Here is a 14,108-nt window from a genome sequence, read left to right as displayed (position 1 = left end):
GCCCCCTATGCCCGGTTCTTCCCTCCCTCCGCTCCTCCGCTTCGCTCCCCCGCTCCACTCAGTCCAGAACCGGGCGGGCCGCGAACTTCGGGGCGGGAGTATCCGAATAGTCGGGGACGAAAAACGGGTGTGCGGGGTGGGCGGCGAGGTCGTCGGTGCAGGAGAACAGATGCAAAGGTTTCGGTGCGGAGGGTGGACTCAGCGAATCGGCTTCAGAATTTCGGTGCCGACGAACGGGACCAATGCCGCGGGCACGCGGACCGAGCCGTCGGCCTGCTGGTGGTTTTCCAGAATCGCCACGATCCAGCGGGTGGTCGCCAAGGTGCCGTTCAACGTCGCGGCGGTCTGCGGCCTGTTGTTCTCGTCGCGATAGCGGACATTGAGGCGGCGGCCCTGGAACGTCGTGCAATTCGAGGTCGAGGTCAATTCGCGATAGGTCTGCTGGGTCGGCACCCACGCCTCGCAATCGAACTTGCGGGCGGCCGAGCTGCCGAGGTCGCCGGCGGCCACGTCGATCACGCGATAGGGCACCTCGATGGCGGCCAGCATCTCCTGCTCCCACGCCAGCAGGCGGCGATGCTCGGCATCGGCCTCCTCCGGGGTGGTGTAGACGAACATCTCCACCTTGTCGAACTGGTGCACGCGAATGATGCCGCGGGTGTCCTTGCCGTAGCTGCCCGCCTCGCGACGGAAACACGACGACCAGCCCGCGTAGCGCTTGGCGCCACCGCTCAGATCCAGGATCTCGCCCGAGTGGTAGCCGGCCAGCGGCACCTCCGAGGTGCCGACCAGGTACAGGTCGTCCTCTTCCAGGTGATAGATCTCCGCGGCGTGCTGACCCAGGAAACCGGTGCCCGCCATGACCTCCGGGCGCACCAGCACCGGCGGGATCATCATCGTGAACCCGTTCGCGGTCGCCCGCTGCGCGGCCAGCTGCAGCAGACCCAGCTGCAGCAGCGCGCCGTACCCGGTCAGGAAGTAGAAGCGCGCGCCCGACACCTTGGCGCCGCGTTCCATGTCGATCAGGCCGAGCGACTCGCCCAGCTCCAGGTGATCCTTGGGCTCGAAATCGAACTCGCGCGGGGTCCCGATGTGATCGAGCACGACGTAGTCGTCCTCGCCACCGGCGGGAGCGCCCTCCTGCACCACGTTCGACAGGGCGCGCTGCGCGGCGTCGAGGACGGCGTCGGCGTCCTTCTCCCCCACCTCGGCGACCTTGACCTGCGCCGAGAGCTCCTGGCCGCGGGCGAGCAGGGCGGGCCGTTCCTCCGGGGACGCCTTGCCGACCTTCTTGCCGTGCGCCTTGTGCTCGGCCCGCAGCCCGTCGGCGTTCGCCACGGCCGCACGCCGCGCGGCATCGGCCGCGAGCAGGGCATCCACCAGGGCCGGGTCCTCACCACGAGCCCGCTGCGACGCGCGGACCACGTCCGGGTTCTCCCGCAGGAATCGAAGGTCGATCATAGGAAACAGCCTAGTGGGCGGCGGCCACCCAATTTCCCGTAGGTCCGGCCCCCGCGCCGCCGCCCGCCATATCCCCCGCGCGGGTGCGGATTCCGGTCATCCGCGCCCGGCGATTCCGCCGGATTCGCGGTTTCGCTGGCCAGTACGCGCCCGTCCGCCCATAGTTGGGGCCATGGACACGCCCGGCAGCGCAGCTGCGCCCGCGATCGTGTCCGGCCCAATCCACCCGCCCGGCCCGGCACCCTCGTGCGCCGTGGCGGGCTGTTCCGCCCCGCGCCGTGGCTCGCCGCCGCGCCCGGCGTCATCTCTGCGGTCTCGCCTGAGGAGTCTGAATGCCCCAATACATGCCGAGCTCAGTCGATTTCATCGTCGTCGGCGCCGGATCGGCCGGAGCGGCCGTCGCCGCCCGGCTCAGTGACCGGCCCGGCGTCAGCGTCGCCGTCCTCGAAGCCGGAAGCGAGGACAAGGACAAGTTCATTCGAATTCCCGCGGGGTTCTCCAAGCTCTTCCAGGGCCCCAACGACTGGAACTATCGCACCGAACCGCAGCCCGACCTGAGCAATCGGCAGGTCTACTGGCCGCGCGGCAAGATGCTCGGCGGCTCCTCCTCCATGAACGCCATGATGTGGGTCCGCGGCTTCGCCGCCGACTACGACGAGTGGGCGAGCCACGCCGGGCCCGAATGGTCCTTCCAGCAGGTACTTCCGTACTTCCAGCGGATGGAGACCCTGGACGGGGTCGCCGAGCCGGGCGCCGAAGGGGCGCTGCACATCTCCACCCAGCGCAGCCCGCGCGGACTCACCGGCGACTTCCTGCAGGCCGTGGCGCAGGCCGGATACCCGGTGGAAGCCGCGAATCTGGATGAGCCGCAAGGCTTCACGCAGACCATGGTCACCCAGAAGCGCGGCGCGCGCTGGAGCACCGCGGACGCGTACATCCGTCCGGCACAGCAGCGGCGGCGCGATCTCACCGTGGTCACCGACGCGCACGTCACCCAGATCCTGTTCGAGGGAACCCGGGCGGTCGGCGTCGAATACCGGGTCGGCGACGAGGTCAAACAGCTGCGCGCCAACCGCGAGGTGGTGCTGTCCGGCGGCGCGATCAACACCCCGCACCTGCTCATGCTCTCGGGCATCGGCGACGCGGATCAGCTGCAGAACCACGGGATCGAGGTGCGGCGGCACACCCCGGAGGTCGGGCAGGGACTGCGCGACCACCTGGCCGCGCCCATCGTCTACCGCACCCGCGGCGGCAGCCTGTTCGGCGCGGACAAGAGCATTCCGGAGCTGGCCAACTACCTGCTGCGCCGGCGCGGGCAGCTCACCTCCAACGTGGGCGAGGCGTACGGATTCGTCCGCAGCCGGGACGAACTCCCGCTGCCGGACCTGGAGCTGATCTTCGCCCCGGCGCCGTACGTCGGCGAGGGCCTGACCGAACCCGACGGGCACGCGGTCACCTTCGCGGCCGTGCTGCTCAAGCCGACCTCGTTCGGCAGCATCACCCTGGCCTCGGCCGATCCCTTCACCGCGCCGCGCATCAATCCGCGCTACTGCACCGAGGCCGACGATCGCGCCGCGCTGCTCGCAGGACTGCGGATCTGCGCGAACCTGGCGAGCCAGCCCGCGCTCAAGGAACACATCGGGGAGATCATGCAGCCGGGCGTGCCCTCGGACACCCCGATGGAGGAGGTGCTGCGGCGCTGCCTCGAGGATCACTCGCACACGCTGTACCACCCGGTCGGCACCTGCCGCATGAGCACCGGGCCGGACGGGGTCGTGGATCCGCAGCTGCGGGTGCGGGGTTTCGAGGGGCTGCGCATCGCGGACACCTCGGTCATGCCGGTCATCACGCGCGGGCACACGCACGCGCCCGCGGTGCTGATCGGTGAGAAGGCCGCGGATCTGATCTACGCCTCGTAGCGGTTCCACGGGAAACATCGGGCCGGGGGGATGCCTCCGGCCCGGGCCGTGTCCGGGCCGGACAGTCCCGCACGGCGCGGAACGGGTGGCGGATCCACGCGAATCGGGGGGTGCGAAGTACGAACGGTAGCGGCGCGGCGCGGCGATCACTGCAATGATGGTTGGCGATGTCAGACGAACAGTTGCCTCCGCCGCCTAAGCGCGCACAGATGCCCAGGGCCCAGAGCTCGGGGAAATCGGCGCTGCTCGGACCGCTGAACGCCGTGCGCCGGCGGTTCGACAACGACAGTCCGCTGTCGGCGCCGACCCTGCGCTACGGCCTGCTCGCCGTCGCGGTCGGCGCGGTGGCGGCGGCGCTCATCACGCTCTTCGTCTCCGGCTTCGACTCCAGCCGGGTCGAGGCGCACACCCCCGGCGGGTCCCAGCCCACCGGCGCGGTGGCGGGCGCGGCCTTCGGCACCGCCGGCCAGGGCGATTGCCTGAGCTGGACCAAGCCCAACGCGAGCGACCTGGTGAAGGTCGAATGCGACAGCAAGCACCTGTTCGAGGTCACCTCCGATGTCGATCTGAGCAAATACCCGGGCAAGGAATTCGGCGACGGGTCGCGCTTCCCCGACTCGCTGCGCTTCTCCGAACTGCGCGACGAACACTGCGTCAGCGCGGCCCAGAGCTACCTCGGCGGAAAGTTCGATCCGCGCGGCAAGTTCGTGGTCGGCCTGATCAACCCGGGTGAAGCGGGCTGGAAGGCGGGCGAGCGCACGCTGCGCTGCGGCCTGCAGGTCGCGGGCAGCGCGGGCACCGCCACCCACCCCATCAGCGGCAGCGTGCGCACCACCAGCCAGTCCAAGGTGTACGACGTCGGCACCTGCATCGGCATCTCGCGCAATCTGCCCACCGATCCGGTCGCCTGCGCCCAGCCGCACGCCTTCGAGATCGTCTCGACCGTGGATCTGGCCGCCCGCTTCACCGCGGGCCCGCCGTCCAAGGACGAGCAGGACAAGTTCATGGAGGAGCAGTGCGCCAAGGACTCCACCGACTATCTCGGCGCGCCCGACGCGCTGCGCAATAAGACGCTCACCCTGTTCTGGGATTTCCTCGACACGCGCAGCTGGCTCGCGGGCAGCCGCAGCCTGAACTGCATGATCGGCAAGGGCGCGGACCAGGAGGGCTTCGCGACCATCACCGGCTCCGCGCGCGGGGACATCCTGGTCGACGGGCAGGCGCCCGTGCCGCCGCCGAACAACGGGCGCTCCACCCCGCAACCGCTGCCGGGCGCCGCGCCGCCGGTCATCCCGCAGCCGCGATGAATCACCCGCCCGCGCGGAATCGCACCGCGCGGGGGCGGCTCCCGGTGGCCGGGAACCATGCCGAGTACGCGCAGAACGGATAGCAATGGCGGTCTCCATGTCCGACGAGCGCTTCGAGGAGCTCGTCGGCGACGCACTCGACCTGATTCCGGCCGAGTTGGCGCAGGCCATCGACAACGTGGTGGTTCTCATAGAGCCGCGCAGCGACGAGGACCCGCATCTGCTCGGGCTGTACCACGGCATCGCGCTCACCGAACGGGACTTCAGCCACTACGGGGGCGCATTACCGGACACCATCACCATCTACCGCGACGCGATCCTGGAGATGTGCGACGGCGAGGACGAAGTGGTGGACGAGGTGGCCGTCACGGTGATTCACGAAATCGCGCACTACTTCGGGATTGACGACGACCGGCTGCATCAGCTGGGTTGGGGCTGACAGCTCCGGGGGGGAACCGATCAGCTAACCCGCGCGTCCAATCTCATATCCGGGAAGACTCGTGAAGGGGGCTCGATCATGGTTGGCCACGTCCTCGTACAGCCCGAGGTCGTTCTCGCGGCCGCACTGGAGCTCGACCTACTCGCCGAACGACTCGCGGCGCTGTCCGCCGCCACCGCACCGGCCACCCACGTGCTGCCCTCCGGCACCGAGGAAGTCTCCTTCCTGGCCGCCGCGCACTTCAATCAGGCTGCCCTGAGCCACGATCGAACAACCGCCCAGGCTGTTCTCGAACTACACCACGCCGCCGCCACGCTGCGCAGCCAGCTCGCCCAGTACCTGATCCAGGACGCGGTGCGCGCGGCCGGGATCGCCGCTATTCCGGTGTAGGGGGTTCCGACATGACACTGGGGATCACGGGCGTCTTCTGGCTGCCCCGGATGGCCGAACTCAATTCTCTGTCGCTGAACGCGGGGGCACACGCGGTTCCGATCGTCGCGGCCGGTACCGCGTGGGGCGCCCTGGCCGCCGGATGGGCCGACGCCACCGCCACGGTGGCCCGCGTCATGGCCGAGGTCGGGGTCGGGTTGCAGGGGGTGAACGGCATCAACGTGCTCGGGCGGCTCACCGGGTTCACCGTGTGGTCCGAACAGCAGACCGTGATGGCGGGCGTCATGGCCGCCAAGACGGCCGCCAATGCCACCGCGTACACCGTGGCCTCGCTGGTCATGCCGAGCCTGCCCGAGATCGCGCTCGTGGAAGCGGCTCGGGTGGCGGCACATTCGACCGGCGGCGCGCTCAACGGCACCGCCGAAGCCGCGGAGGCGGCCAAGGTGGCCCTGGACATCCGGGCCGCGCTGGTCATGGAGACCTACGAGTTCGCGACGACCACGCTGGTCACCACGCCGGGCGAGTTCTTCATGCCGCCGCCGATCGCCATGGGCGCGGGGTCGGCCGAGGCCGGTGCTGCGGCGAACGCGTTCGGGGACGGCACGAGTCCGGTGCAGGCGGCGCTCGGCGCGGCGGCGGCGTTCGCGAACAATCCGGGTGTGCTGAGCGCGGTTTCGCAGGCCGCGGGAACCGTGGTCACCGGGGTCGCGACCACCGCGGGCACCGTCGCGGAGACGGCCATCGCCGCCGTGGGGAACGGGTTGACGCAGGCCGTGCCCGGTGCGAATCCGGGGATCGCGGCCGGGCTCGGCGCGGCGGCGGTGGCGGCCGGAGGGGCGGCGAGCATCCGCGCGGCGGGGTTCGGCGGTGGTGGCGGGGTGAGCATCGGAAACGGCGGCGGCACACTGCGATTGCCCGAGGGCTGGGGTGCGGGCAGCGGCATCGGTGGTGGTGCGGTGCCGTTGGCGCCGGCGGCGCCGTTGGCCGAACCGATGCCCGGCGCGGGGGCGGGGAACGCGGCGGCCGCGCCGGTGCGCCAAGGCCCCGGAGCCCACCCGCTGCTCGGCAATCAGGCCGCGCGGGACGAGGACGAGGCGCACGGCGGCAAGGGATTCGGGCGGTCCGAGCGGCCGTTCTCCGATGGCGACGCGCTGGTGCCCGCGGTGATCGGCGGCGAGCCGGGCGACGCGAGGTGAGTGTGCTCGGCGCGGGGCGGGGGCCGTCGCTGCTGGGGGCGGTGACGCTCTCGCTCGACGACATGCAGTATCTGCTGGAGGCGGTGGGGATCGACGAGCTGCCCGTGGTGCTCGACGCCATGGGCCGCTATGACAACGCCGCCGATCACGACGCGGCCATGGCGGCCGCCGCGGTGTCACTCGCCGAGCGAGAACTGCTGGACGGCACCGAGATTCATCCCGAGCTGGCCGAACGGCTGCGGGTGCTGCACCGTCCGCACTGGGTGGTGGCGCTGCGCTGGTACGTGGGCGAGCAGGTCAATCGACTGTGTCTGGCCAAGGGCGACGACATCGAGGTGCTGGCGCTTCGCGGGCCGCACTCGTACGTCATCGACGAAGCGGGACACGATCTTCCGGGGACGATCCTGGCCGCGCTCGGCCCCGCCGGCCCGCTCGACATCGAGGGCATGAACGCACCCACCGAGGAACTGGCCCCGGTGTTCGACGACGCCGCCACCGACGTCACCACCACCGCGAACCGCCTCGCCCTGATCGGCAAGCCGCCCCGCGACGCGAAAACCCTTGCCGCGGCCCTGATCCAGGTCGACTCGCACGCCGAGATCGTCGCCGTCGTCTACGCCGACGCCGCCCGCGAGGTCACCGACAACCACATAGCGGTCTTCGACACCCGCCACGGCCGCCTGCTGGCCACCGCTTCCCGCGCCGACGACGGTACGAAATGGACGGCCCTTACCGCCGGCACCCCAGCCCGCCTGCGCACGGCACTGTCGGACCTGATCGCCACACTCCCCCTGCGCCAGGACTTCCCACTCCCGCCACCGCCCGCCTGAGCCGGACAGCTGCTCCCCGGCAGCCGCGCAAGCACTCGGCCGGGGCCCGAACGCATCGAAGCTCGGATCGGCTCAGCCCATCGGGTCGTCGCCGGTGGGGGCGATGTCGGCGGCGAAGGGCGGGAGGTAGCTGCCCCAGCGGGTGCAGTCCCAGCCGCCGGGGACCGGGAGGAGCTCGATCGTCTCGGTGTTGTCGAGGTGGTTGTTGGCGGCGAACTGGCGAGGGACGCCGGTCAATTCGCGGGAGACCAGGCGCATCGCGGCGCCGTGGCTGACCACGATCAGGTCGGGGGCCTCCGGGTCGGTCAGGTAGGTCTCGCGCAGGCGCTCCAGGGCGGGAACGTAGCGCTCCAGCACGTCGTTGCCGGATTCGCCGCCGGGGACGCGTTCGGACAGATCACCGAAATGCCAAGCGTGGTAGACGTCCTGGAACGCCTCGTGCGCCGCCCTGGTGTTCAGGCCCTCCAGATCGCCGAGCTGCACCTCCTGCAGATCCGTGAGCACCTCGAGGTTCACGCCGGTCGCGGCCTCGATGTAGCCGCCGGTCTGACGGGCGCGCAGGGCCTCGGACGAGAACAGGCGCTGCGGCGGGACGAGCAGGCCGGAACCGAATGTCTTCGCCTGTCCCGCACCGCGTTCGGTCAGGGGTAGCCCGGGTAGGCGGGTGTCGAGGATCTTGCCGACATTGCCCTCGGTCTCACCGTGCCGGACCAGGATCAGTTTGCCGGTCACAGATCAGCCACCCCCTTCTTCAGATCGGCCAGCCAGGCCGCCGCGGGTTCGTCGGCGGGCGGCGGGGCGCCGGTCGCCGAGGTCGCGGGCCAGGATCCGAGGTAGCGGATCCGGGCCGCGGTGCGGTGCAACGCTTTCAGCGCCTCGGCCACCGCGGCGTCGTCGATATGGCCGACGCAGTCCAGGTAGAAGCGGTACGTGCCCATGCCCGTTCGGGTGGGGCGCGATTCGATGCGCGTGAGATCGATGCCCCGCGTGGCGAATTCGGCGAAGGCGCGCATGAGCGAACCGGGCTCGTTGGCCAGTTCCAGCACGAACGAGGTGCGGTCGCGGCCGGTGCGGGCGGGAGCCGGCTGCGGCGGGGCGACCAGCACGAACCTGGTCACGGCCTGATCGTGATCGGCGACGCCGGCAGCGAGGGTCGCCAGGCCCAGGCGCTCACCCGCGAGCGCGGTCGAGACCGCGGCGTCGGCGTGCCCGGCCGCCACGTCCTCGGCGGCGGCCGCGTTGGAGGCGGAGGTGTAGAGCTCGGCGGCGGGCAGCCGGTGCGCCAGCCAGATCCGCACCTGCGCCGCCGCGACGGGGTAGGCGGCGACGGTGCGGACCTGGTCGAGCGACAGCCCCGGCCTGCCGACGATCGTGAAGGCCACGTCCAGCTCGGTTTCGGCGATGATCTGCAGGCGCGGGCCCAGGGCCAGCGCGTCCAGGGTCGGGGAGATCGAGCCCTCGACCGAGCTCTCGATCGGCACGACCGCGCCCTCGGCCTCGCCCGCGCGGACCAGTTCGATGGCCGCGCCCTGGCTCGGTGCGGGCACGCGCTCGACGGGCCCGCCGAATATTTCGGTGGACTCCAGTTTGGCCAGGGCCATCTCGGTGAAAGTTCCCGACGGCCCGAAGTAGGCGATGCGCGGCACGACTACGAGATTACTTGTGCCCGCGCGGGGCTCCCACGGTTTGCCTCGACCTGAACGGTTTGCCACGCCCGGGACGGTTTCCGAGGGCCACCGGACGGCGAGGTCCGAGCCTGCGGCGCGGCCCAGCGTTTCACCCCGGGTGGGCCCGCGCGGGGCCGAGCCCTCAGTCGGCGAGGACCGTCAGGGCGCTGGTCACGGCGTCGCGGTCGGTGGTCTCGATCGCGAGCAGGATGTCGCGCAGCGCCTCGACGGCCGGGCCCTTCAGTCCCCGCAGGAACGCGACGTCCGGGCGTTGCAGGGCGCGGCGGATGTCGTCGCCGCACAGGGCCGCGACGGTGGCGGCCACGATCGCCAGGGCCCGTTCGCCGGAGTCGGTGCGGGCGATGAAACCGGTGTCGCCGTGCGCGATCCGCACCAGGAACTCCGAGACGGTTTCGTCGGCGGCGGCCAGGTCGAGCACCGGTACGGCGCCGGGATCGGCGGTGACCGGCCGGACCAGGCCGGCGGTCAGGCCCTGCCCGCCGGGCTTGGCCGGAAAGCTCAATTGCAGGGAGACCGGCTCGGGCGCGGGATGCGAATCGTGGGGCACGGCTTCACGGTAGGCGAGCGCAAGGGTTGCGGAAGATCACACTCTGACTTAGCTTAGGTTTACCTAATTCCATTCCGGAGGTGTTGTATGCCCCGAACGGCCCCGGTCGTCGCCCCCACTACCGCTGAGCGTGTGCACAGCGCCTGCGCGCACGCCGATAACGCGGTACTGGCGCTGCCCGGCCTCGACCCGGTACCCACCTCCGTCCACCTGCTGCGCCAGTGCGGCGACATCGTGATCGCGGTCCCCACCTACTCGGTCGCCGCCCAGCTCGTCGTCGGCAGCGGCACCACCGGCTCCCCCGCCGTCCTCGAGCTCACCGACCACGCGCCGCTGCCGCTGCGCGAACCCGTGCGCGCCCTGGTCTGGCTGCGCGGCTGGGTGCACGCGGTCCCCGCCAACGCCCAGCGCGCCCTGGCCGCCGCCGTCGCCGAGGACCACCCGCACCCGTCCCTGCTCGACATCGGTCACACCGCCAGCCTGCTGCGCCTGGTCGTGGACTCCGCCGTCGTCGCCGACACCACCGGCGCGGATTCGGTTGGCCGCGAAGAACTCCGGCACACCCGGCCCGACCCGTTCGTCGGCATGGAAGCGGCCTGGCTGCAGCACCTGCACGCCGACCACGCCGACGTCATCGACCGGCTGGCCCGGCACCTGCCGCCCGGCCTGCGGCGCGGCGCGCTCGTGCATCCGCTGGCCATCGACCGCTACGGGGTCACCCTGCGAGTGGAGGGCACCGAGGCCGACCACGACATCCGGCTGCCCTTCGCCGCGCCCGCCGACGATGTGGAATCGCTCAGCCGCGCGGTGCAGGCCCTGGCCGCCAACCCGTTCCGCGGCGGGCTGCATCGCATCTGACCGCATAGATTGACCGCATGACCCCGGCCGCCGACACCCCGCCCCGGAAGTTCCCGGTCGCCGAGACCGACGCCGAGCGGCGGGCCATCCGCATCGAGATCGCGGTCGTGCTGGCCGTCACCTTCGGCCTGAGCGGCGCCTCGGCCGCCCTGTCGCTGCTGGAGAGCGCACTCTCCCCCGGCGGCGTCGGCGGGCAGACGGTCGCGCTCAACCCCTCGCGCGCCACGCAGTCCACCATCGATCTGCTGTTCCAGCTGATCGGCGCCACGCGCCTGCTGGCCTGGGCCGCGCTCGGGCTCTACCTGTTGTGGCGCAGCGGAATCGGGCCGCGGGCCATCGGGCTGGCGCGGCGGCTGCGCTGGCGGGCGGACGTGCTGCCCGGGCTGGCGCTGGCCGCGATCATCGGAATACCCGGGCTCGGACTGTATTTGGCCGCGCACGCGCTCGGGGTGAGCGTCACCATCGTGCCCGGTTCGCTGCAGTACTGGTGGCGGGTGCCCACGCTGGTGCTCACCGCGTGGGCCAACTCGGCCGCCGAGGAAATTCTGGTGGTCGCGTTTCTGATCACCCGGCTGCGGGCACTCGGGTGGAGCGAGAATCGCTCGCTGCTCGCGTCGGCGCTGCTGCGTGGCAGCTATCACCTGTATCAGGGCCTCGGCGGCGGTATCGGCAACGTGGTCATGGGTTTGATCTTCGGCCGGTATTGGCAACGTACGAACCGTCTCTGGCCGTTGCTGCTGGCCCACGCGCTCATCGACACGGTGGCCTATATCGGGTACGCGTTACTGCGCGGTCACGTCTCCTGGCTGCCGTAATGCGAAAAGAAGTGCACCCGAGATGAACCGTTCGGGCGGTTCGATCCGTAGAGTCGACAGTGATGAACGGCGACGACCCCCAGCACTTTGCACGGATGCGCCGGGAGCCGCCGCCGGGACGCCCGGCGCAGCCCCCGGCTCGCCCGCAGCGCCCCGGAGCATCCCACGGGCAACCCCCGAGCGCGCACCCACCCGCTGATCGCAACAGGCGCATGCAGCGCGATGAGCCGATCCCGAATCAGGGGTGGCCCGGCCGGCCCGACGGCCGGCAGCAGCCGCCGCACGGGCGCGGGCCGCAACCCCCGCAGCGGAATCAGCCGCCCCGCAATCCGGTTCCACCGCAGCGGAACCCGAACCCATCGCGCAATCCGGGCCCGGCACAGGGCGACCCGGGAATGCGCGGCGGGGCGCCCGGGCAGCGCGGCGGCGCGCCCGGCTCGCGCACCGCGGGTCCGGGCGAGCGCGCGGCCGGTCCGGGGCAGCGTAATGCCGGTCCGGGGCAACGGGATCCGCGCGTGGCGCCGCCCCAGCAGACCCGGCGCTACGAGCAGGCCGACGAGCCGGCCCCGGCACAGCGCCGACCGGCACGGGCGGTCGCCTCGCACGCGCCGACCCAGCGGCCCGAGGCGTACCGGGACGACGACCGGGGAACGCCGCCACCGCCCGCGCTGCCGGGGCGGCGGCGCAAGGGTGGCGCGCCCGCGCCGCGGCCCCGGCGCAAACGGCACTGGGGCCGTTGGATTCTGGCGTTGCTGCTGGTCATCCTGCTGCTGCCGATCGGCGTCGGGTTCTATGTCGAGAACCACCTGGCGCGGATCGACGCGCTCACCAACTACACCGGGCGGCCCACCAACACGCCCGGGACCAATTGGCTGCTGGTGGGTTCGGACAGTCGCTCGGGTCTGTCGACGGAACAGGAATCCGAACTCGCGACCGGCGGTGAGGTCGGCTCCGAGCGGACCGACACGATCATCCTGGTGCACGTGCCGGAGTCCGGGGAGCCGACGCTGGTCAGCCTGCCGCGCGATTCGTACGTCACCATTCCGGGCTACGGCAAGGACAAGCTCAACTCCGCGTTCTCCTTCGGCGGCCCGACGCTGCTGGTCGAGACCGTGGAGGGCGCGACCGGACTGCGCGTCGACCACTACGCGCAGATCGGTTTCGGCGGCTTCGCCGACATCGTCGACGCGGTCGGCGGGATCGAGATGTGCCTGGACGACGCCATCGAGGACCCGCTCGCCGGGCTCAGCCTGCGCGCCGGCTGCCAGACGCTGAACGGCGCCGAGGCCCTCGGCTTCGTCCGCACCCGCGCCACGCCGCGCGCGGATCTGGATCGCATGCTGAATCAGCGCAAGTTCCTGAGCGCGCTGCTGAAGAAGGCGGCCAGTCCGGGCACGCTGATCAACCCGTTCCGGTCGTGGCCGTTGATACAGGGCTTGACGAAGGCGTTGAAGGTCGACACGAGCGATCATGTGTGGAATCTGGCATCTTTGGGGAAGGCGCTGGCCGGTGATCCGGTCGCGACGACCGTGCCGATCGCCGGGTTCGACGACACCGACGCGGGCAACGTGCTGCTCTGGGACAAGGCCCGGGCCAGCAGGTTCTTCGAAGCGCTCGCCAAGGACGAACCCATTCCGGCGGACCTCGTCACCACCGTCGGCAATTAGTCGAATTAGGCAATACTTGCCTCATTTAGGCTGGGCTCAATAAGGCTGCACTTGGATGACACGCGTTCTGACCAGGGCTAATGTCGTCGGCATGTCGAGCCGAACCCAAACCAAGCGCAGCAAGTTCCACGGTTTGCTGCATGACCAGATCCGCAATGAATTCAATGCCGAACACCAGTACATCGCCATCGCGGTGTGGTTCGACAATGCGGATCTGCCGGTGCTTGCCAAGCACTTCTACAAGCAGGCGGTCGAAGAGCGCAATCACGCCATGATGATCACGCAGTACTTCCTCGACCGCGATATGAGCGTCGACTTCACCAGCGTCGACGCCGCCAAGTCGGAATTCGAGAATGCGCGCGAGCCGATCGCGCTGGCGCTGGCGCAGGAGAAGACGGTCACCGACCAGATCATCCAGCTCGCCAGCACCGCCCGGGAAGAAGGCGATTACCTGGGCGAACAGTTCATGCAGTGGTTCCTCAAGGAGCAGGTCGAGGAAGTCGCGCACATGAATACGCTGCTCACGGTCGCCGACCGGGCCAGCGCGAATATGTTCGACCTGGAGAACTTCGTCGCGCGCGAGCTGAGCTCGCCGCCGGACGCTTCCGGGTCCCCGAAGGCCGCGGGCGGTTCCATTTAGTTCGCAATTTCAGTAAAGGCCCGGTCCCTTGCGCTGGACCGGGCCTTTTCTGTTGGGTTACCGCGGTATTGCTACTTCGCGGAGATGCTGCTGAACAGGCTCTTGATCAGACCGAGAATGGCATCCATGGTGTTCTCCTCATCAGGTTTGCCCCGAGTTTCCGGGGTGACTCCCCGCTGTTCCGGGGGTGAGGAGAACGTAACCGAGCCCAACGAAAGAAATATGGTTTTTTCAAAAATTCTTCCGGCAAAATTTTCGGGCCGTTTTGGGGGGGTTGGAACACAACACCAAAAAGACCCCCCAAGGACCCCACAACACCCCCAACACGGGGGGGGCCAAAGGGAGGGGGGA

15 protein-coding genes are annotated in these 14,108 nt (G+C 70.3%); 10 read left to right on the top strand and 5 right to left on the bottom strand.

The window, feature by feature from the left end:
* Positions 1 to 198: 198 nt before the first annotated feature.
* On the bottom strand, positions 199 to 1,461 hold the full coding sequence (gene serS, locus ABZ319_RS37405) for a serine--tRNA ligase (RefSeq protein ID WP_354991318.1): 1,263 nt from the start codon (positions 1,459 to 1,461) through the stop codon (positions 199 to 201).
* Between the two features lie 332 nt (positions 1,462 to 1,793).
* Between serS and ABZ319_RS37400 the strand changes: the two genes are divergently transcribed.
* From ABZ319_RS37400 to ABZ319_RS37375, 6 genes are all read left to right on the top strand, one after another.
* Entirely contained in the window at positions 1,794 to 3,380 is a 1,587-nt protein-coding gene (locus ABZ319_RS37400) for a GMC family oxidoreductase N-terminal domain-containing protein (protein WP_354991317.1), read from the top strand.
* A gap of 209 nt (positions 3,381 to 3,589) precedes the next feature.
* The gene (locus tag ABZ319_RS37395; protein WP_354991316.1) at positions 3,590 to 4,687 is read left to right on the top strand and encodes a septum formation family protein; all 1,098 of its coding nucleotides are present in this window, start codon (positions 3,590 to 3,592) and stop codon (positions 4,685 to 4,687) included.
* Between the two features lie 85 nt (positions 4,688 to 4,772).
* Positions 4,773 to 5,126 (top strand): metallopeptidase family protein, encoded by a 354-nt coding sequence (locus tag ABZ319_RS37390; protein ID WP_354991315.1) that lies wholly within the window; start codon positions 4,773 to 4,775, stop codon positions 5,124 to 5,126.
* 78 nt (positions 5,127 to 5,204) lie between these two features.
* Entirely contained in the window at positions 5,205 to 5,516 is a 312-nt protein-coding gene (locus ABZ319_RS37385; RefSeq protein ID WP_354991314.1) for a PE domain-containing protein, read from the top strand.
* An 11-nt stretch (positions 5,517 to 5,527) separates the two neighbouring features.
* On the top strand, positions 5,528 to 6,712 hold the full coding sequence (locus tag ABZ319_RS37380) for a PPE domain-containing protein (RefSeq protein WP_354991313.1): 1,185 nt from the start codon (positions 5,528 to 5,530) through the stop codon (positions 6,710 to 6,712).
* Positions 6,709 to 7,542 carry an ESX secretion-associated protein EspG gene (locus ABZ319_RS37375; RefSeq protein ID WP_354991312.1) on the top strand — a complete coding sequence of 278 codons (834 nt, stop codon included), beginning with the start codon at positions 6,709 to 6,711 and terminating at the stop codon, positions 7,540 to 7,542. Before ABZ319_RS37380 ends, ABZ319_RS37375 begins: the two co-directional genes overlap by 4 nt.
* Before the next feature lie 72 nt (positions 7,543 to 7,614).
* Here the strand turns inward: ABZ319_RS37375 and ABZ319_RS37370 are convergent, their stop codons facing one another.
* The 3 genes from ABZ319_RS37370 to ABZ319_RS37360 form a co-directional block, all read right to left on the bottom strand.
* Entirely contained in the window at positions 7,615 to 8,274 is a 660-nt protein-coding gene (locus ABZ319_RS37370) for a histidine phosphatase family protein (RefSeq protein ID WP_354991311.1), read from the bottom strand.
* Positions 8,271 to 9,188: a prephenate dehydratase gene (pheA, locus tag ABZ319_RS37365; RefSeq protein ID WP_354991310.1), complete on the bottom strand. Its 918-nt coding sequence runs from the start codon at positions 9,186 to 9,188 to the stop codon at positions 8,271 to 8,273. Before pheA ends, ABZ319_RS37370 begins: the two co-directional genes overlap by 4 nt.
* 163 nt (positions 9,189 to 9,351) lie before the next feature.
* On the bottom strand, positions 9,352 to 9,777 hold the full coding sequence (locus ABZ319_RS37360; RefSeq protein ID WP_354991309.1) for a hypothetical protein: 426 nt from the start codon (positions 9,775 to 9,777) through the stop codon (positions 9,352 to 9,354).
* Positions 9,778 to 9,864: 87 nt separating this feature from the next.
* On the opposite strand from ABZ319_RS37360, the gene ABZ319_RS37355 reads away from it, so the two are divergent.
* From ABZ319_RS37355 to ABZ319_RS37340, 4 genes are all read left to right on the top strand, one after another.
* Positions 9,865 to 10,635: a DUF2470 domain-containing protein gene (locus tag ABZ319_RS37355; RefSeq protein ID WP_354991308.1), complete on the top strand. Its 771-nt coding sequence runs from the start codon at positions 9,865 to 9,867 to the stop codon at positions 10,633 to 10,635.
* Positions 10,636 to 10,652: 17 nt separating this feature from the next.
* Positions 10,653 to 11,450, top strand: coding sequence for a CPBP family intramembrane glutamic endopeptidase (locus ABZ319_RS37350; RefSeq protein ID WP_354991307.1), 798 nt, complete (start codon positions 10,653 to 10,655; stop codon positions 11,448 to 11,450).
* A 395-nt stretch (positions 11,451 to 11,845) separates the two neighbouring features.
* Positions 11,846 to 13,117 (top strand): LCP family protein, encoded by a 1,272-nt coding sequence (locus ABZ319_RS37345; RefSeq protein WP_354991306.1) that lies wholly within the window; start codon positions 11,846 to 11,848, stop codon positions 13,115 to 13,117.
* 91 nt (positions 13,118 to 13,208) lie between these two features.
* Positions 13,209 to 13,757, top strand: a complete 549-nt coding sequence (locus ABZ319_RS37340; RefSeq protein WP_354991319.1) for a ferritin — start codon at positions 13,209 to 13,211, stop codon at positions 13,755 to 13,757.
* A 71-nt stretch (positions 13,758 to 13,828) separates the two neighbouring features.
* Here ABZ319_RS37340 and ABZ319_RS37335 read toward each other — a convergent pair whose 3' ends face one another.
* A complete protein-coding gene (locus tag ABZ319_RS37335; RefSeq protein ID WP_354991305.1) occupies positions 13,829 to 13,969 on the bottom strand; it encodes a hypothetical protein in 141 nt (46 codons plus the stop codon).
* Between the last annotated feature and the right edge of the window lie 139 nt (positions 13,970 to 14,108).

The sequence above is a fragment of the Nocardia sp. NPDC005978 genome, assembly GCF_040614455.1.
In the GTDB taxonomy this organism is placed as follows: domain Bacteria; phylum Actinomycetota; class Actinomycetes; order Mycobacteriales; family Mycobacteriaceae; genus Nocardia.
The sequence above is the reverse complement of the archived record's forward strand: the minus strand, read 5'-3'. Positions and strand labels throughout refer to the sequence as shown.

What these genes read in the sequence shown, in the direction of transcription:
- serS (WP_354991318.1), bottom strand. Translation starts at nt 1,461, where the DNA reads ATGATCGACCTTCGATTCCTGCGGGAGAACCCGGACGTGGTCCGCGCG.
- ABZ319_RS37400 (WP_354991317.1), top strand. Translation starts at nt 1,794, where the DNA reads ATGCCCCAATACATGCCGAGCTCAGTCGATTTCATCGTCGTCGGCGCC.
- ABZ319_RS37395 (WP_354991316.1), top strand. Translation starts at nt 3,590, where the DNA reads ATGCCCAGGGCCCAGAGCTCGGGGAAATCGGCGCTGCTCGGACCGCTG.
- ABZ319_RS37390 (WP_354991315.1), top strand. Translation starts at nt 4,773, where the DNA reads ATGGCGGTCTCCATGTCCGACGAGCGCTTCGAGGAGCTCGTCGGCGAC.
- ABZ319_RS37385 (WP_354991314.1), top strand. Translation starts at nt 5,205, where the DNA reads ATGGTTGGCCACGTCCTCGTACAGCCCGAGGTCGTTCTCGCGGCCGCA.
- ABZ319_RS37380 (WP_354991313.1), top strand. Translation starts at nt 5,528, where the DNA reads ATGACACTGGGGATCACGGGCGTCTTCTGGCTGCCCCGGATGGCCGAA.
- ABZ319_RS37355 (WP_354991308.1), top strand. Translation starts at nt 9,865, where the DNA reads ATGCCCCGAACGGCCCCGGTCGTCGCCCCCACTACCGCTGAGCGTGTG.
- ABZ319_RS37350 (WP_354991307.1), top strand. Translation starts at nt 10,653, where the DNA reads ATGACCCCGGCCGCCGACACCCCGCCCCGGAAGTTCCCGGTCGCCGAG.
- ABZ319_RS37345 (WP_354991306.1), top strand. Translation starts at nt 11,846, where the DNA reads ATGCGCGGCGGGGCGCCCGGGCAGCGCGGCGGCGCGCCCGGCTCGCGC.
- ABZ319_RS37340 (WP_354991319.1), top strand. Translation starts at nt 13,209, where the DNA reads ATGTCGAGCCGAACCCAAACCAAGCGCAGCAAGTTCCACGGTTTGCTG.